This is a genomic window from Armatimonadota bacterium (assembly GCA_035527535.1).
Lineage (GTDB): Bacteria > Armatimonadota > Hebobacteria.
Window position 1 is genome coordinate 1 of the sequence record DATLAK010000056.1, and the last position, 3,961, is coordinate 3,961.

The window sequence follows — 3,961 nt, forward strand, 5'->3', positions numbered from 1 at the left end:
AGCTGACGGTGCGCACCACTATCGTCGCGCGCGACGACGCCACCTGCCAGTGGGCGGGCCTGCTGCTTGCGCTCGATCCTGCGCTCGCGCCGAGCACCATCTACTTCGCTGGTCGCCAAGGGCTGGCAAGCGCATCCCCGGGGCGCATCGCGGTTGCGGTCGCTCCCTACGCAGGCGCGGTCTGCAAGGACGGCGCCGAGCGCACCTTGGTCCTGACCTGCCGCCCGGCGATGGGCGTGGAAATCGAAGTCGCCGCCGACCGCGCCACCATCGCCGCCTCCCCTCATGTGACACCGCCGCTTCCCGCCGTGCCTGGCGCACCCGTCATTCTGCGCAAGGGCGAGACCGTGACCGTCGAGGCGCGCCTGGTGTTCGGGCCGCCGCGGATCGCGGGGCTGAAGCCCGTGACCAGCAAGTTCCTGCCGCAGGCCCAAGATTTCATTCTCTGGACCTCCCACATCGCCACCGCGCGCTTCTTCGGCCCGCGACTGCTGCAACAGACGGCGGCGGTCCTTCCTCCCTCCGCGGACCCGGGCGCCCGCCGCTGCCACCTGCGCGACATCGCCCACGGCTGGAAGAGCGGCATGCTGGTGGCAGGACCGGAGCTACTGGAGATCATGACTGACGAGATCCGTGCCTTCGCGGCCAACCTCGATGAAGCGGGCCATCCGCCTACCAGCATCGGCCCCGACGGCGACTCCGCCTACGGCAGTCTCGATTCCGCCGGGCTGCTGATCGGTATGATCTATGACTACCTGTGCCGCACCGGCGACCTGGCGTTCGTGCGCGCTCTGCTGCCCGCGGCCGACCGCGCGGGCGCCGCCGTCATCGCTTTGCTGGGTCCCCGCGACCTGCCGGTGATCGGCGACCACGGCCAGACCTACCCCGAGGGCGATTTCGTCAAGGGCGAGCAGACCTACCTGGCCGCGGTGTGCGTGGACGGCCTGCGCAAGCTGGCGCGCCTGCACGAGATGGCGGGCGAGGCCGAGGCCGCGGGCAAGTGGCACGCCGCCGCCAACCGCATCGCCGCCGCCGCCAATCGCGCCACCGACAAAGGCGGCCTGTGGGACCAGGAGCGGGGCTGCTACATCGGCTGGCGCAATCCGGACGGCTCGCTGCGCCGCGAGGAGGACTCCTTCGGCAACCTGTGGGCGGTGGCCGGCGGGCTGTGCAGCGACGGCGGACGCATCCGCACCATCTTCGCCCGCCTCAACGACAACTGGCGGCGCTACTATCTCGACGGCCCGCGCCCGACTGCGCTCAGCGTCGCGCCGTATCCCGGAGGCCTCGATCAGTGGGCGCCATGGGTCGGCGGCTGGGACCTGTACGTCCGCGCCCGCCTGGGGGAGCCCAAGGCGCGCCAGGTGTGGCAGCTGCTCTGGGCCGACTACGAGGCCACCGATTTCCCCTTCAGCGAGGCATCGAGCGCCAAGCAGCGCGGCCCGCAAACCTTCAGCCGCGGGCGCATCTGGGATTCATGGGGCCTGCTGCAGGCGATCTACGCCGGCCACTACGGGATCGAGATGACCCCCGCCCACCTGCGCGTGATGCCGCGCGCCCTGGTTCCCATCCTCGCCGACGCCGTGTCGGGCTTGTGTTGGCGCGACGCGACCTACGACATCGCCCTGCGCGGCAGGGGCGTGCACCTGGCCCGCGTTGCCCTCGACGGGGCGGAACTGGCAAGCTGCATCCTGCCGGCGGCCGCGGGTCCGCACGAGGTGCAGATCACCCAGACGCCGGCGGCGCGCAAGGCCTTCGTCGTGGATGCCGCGCCCGCGGTGGCGCTGTTGGGGGCCGCGCACCGCGACCAGGGAATCCACATCGAGGGCGTGGTGCCCGCGGCGGGGCGCTACTGGATGGTGTTGCAGTGGCCCCAGATGTGGGGGGCGATGAAAGTGGAGTCCGTCAACGGCGCGGACTTCCCCCACCTCAGCCCCCTTGCGGGCGAGCGCGCGGCGATCGTTTTCACCGTCGGGCGGGAGGGCAAGTTCAGCATGACCCTCAGCGCCGGCTTCCACCCGCTCGCCACCCCGGCGGGGAGGTAGCGCCGGCTCCGGCGGTGGGGGACCGCGGAGCTTGAACGAAATGCGATAATAGGTGACTCCCCCTGCTTTCCCACAGTCACGAAGCTTCCCCTGCCGGAGCGTTCCCCGCTGATGGACGCCCCCTCCCTGGGGCTGGCCCTCCCGCTTGGTTTCGAGGCGCACTTGGCAGCTACTTCCACGCGTCTTCGCCGGCCACAATGGCAAGTGTCACGCGTCGCCCGGCCACGGTGCACTCGGTGCTCGCAGCTCTGGCTGGCCCTGCGCCGTGCGTCACCTGAGTCGCCAGAGTCTCGGCCGCTACATAGCCGTCATAGGTTCGCAGAGCGCGTCCGACCGCCTCGGCCCCCTCGTGCTCAATCCAGAGGGAGATACGTTGGTCAACTCGCAGCCTTGCGTGCTTACGAAGGTTCTGGATATGCCGTACCAGGTCGCGGGCGATTCCCTCTGCGATCAAGTCATCTGTGAGTTGAGTATCAAGCCCGACCGCCTGATGCGGTCCTTCAACACAGGGGCTGGCGAGCTGCTCCTTGGTGGAGACGAATTGCACCGACCGGACGTTGAGTTCCTCCCGCACGTCGGGTGCGAAATGCGGGAATGCCGAGGTGCCAGGGGCTTCGAGATTGAGAATCAGGGCGCGAGCCAGAGGCTGACGGACGCGGACTCCGACCTCGGCCCTCAAGGCTCGACCGAGGCGGACGGCCGCTTGCGCCCGGGTGCATTCGTCTAAGAGCGCACGATCACTTTCTTCGAGATGTGAGGCGGGCAACTCGCACAAGTGGACGCTCTCCGGGAAGCTTCCCTCAAACGGCGCCACCAATCGCTGGTACAAGGCTTCGGCGGTGAAGGGCACGAAAGGCGCAAGCAGACGGCTGAAGTCGAAGAGCGCTGTGTGAAGCGTTCGATAGGCCGATTGCTTGTCCGCATCGGACCCGCTCTTCCAGAAGCGTCGCCGGCTGCGCCGGACCCACCAGTTCGACAGGTCGTCCAGGAGCCCCAGGAGCGCCGTGGTTGCACGCGGCGGGTTCAGCGATTCAAGCGCCGAGAACACCGCTTGCGTGGTCAGGGCGGTGCGAAGACGCAGCCATCGGTCGAGCGCGGATTGCGGCGGCATCCCCGTTAGTGCGGTGTAGGTTTCCGCCTCTGGCCAGCGATCAACTTTGGCGTAGGTGGCGAGGAAGCTATACACATTCCACAGCGTGCGCAGCCAATCTCGGACCTCTTCCGCCCCTCCCCATCCAAACCGCAGGGGTTGCGTGAGCGGCTGAGAGGCGCAGATCCATCGCACCACATCCGCCCCCATCCGGTCGGCGGCCTCGGAGAACCACACGGCGTTCCCCCTGGACTTGTGCATCTCCTCGCCCTGCTCGTCAACCACACTGCTGTGGCCCATCATTGTGCTGACCGGCTTGCGCCCTTCGAGCATGGCGCTCATCGCCAACAGCACATAGAACCAGTTGCGAAACTGCCCCGGGAGGCTCTCGATGACAAGGTCAGCAGGAAACCAGTGCTCCCATTCTTGCCGACGGTCGAAGTATCCCATGGTGGAATAGGGCACGATTCCGGCATCAAGCCAAGGGTTCCCAACATCGGCAACTCGGCTGGCTAACCCGGCGCACTTTCCGCAACGGATCTTCACTTCGTCGACCCAAGGTCGGTGGGGTGAGTGCCCCGCGAATCGCTTCCACCCTTCTGTGGCTCGTTGATGGAGTTCGTCTCGGCCACCGATGACGTCGAACCAGCCGCAGGAGCACTGCCAGATAGGAAGCGCCAGGCCCCAATAGCCTATACTCCGGCCATTTCTTGAAGCAACGGATGGCGCAAGCGTGCGAGCACGTCTGTTTTTCGACGAAGGGCGTTTTTGCCCATGAGCGAGAAAATCCAGGCGAGCAGCGCCGCCGCTTGCAGCGCGCGGCGCA

At 67.6% G+C, this 3,961-nt stretch carries 2 protein-coding genes; one reads left to right on the plus strand and one right to left on the minus strand.

Annotation, left to right across the window (positions count from 1 at the left end; genetic code table 11):
• On the plus strand, positions 1-2,045 hold a 2,045-nt coding region (locus VM221_03550; GenBank protein ID HUT73897.1), incomplete at its 5' end, for a hypothetical protein.
• A gap of 169 nt (positions 2,046-2,214) precedes the next feature.
• On the opposite strand, the gene VM221_03555 is transcribed toward VM221_03550, so the two are convergent.
• Complete coding sequence (locus VM221_03555; protein ID HUT73898.1) at positions 2,215-3,927, minus strand: class I tRNA ligase family protein; 1,713 nt, start codon at positions 3,925-3,927, stop codon at positions 2,215-2,217.
• Between the last annotated feature and the right edge of the window lie 34 nt (positions 3,928-3,961).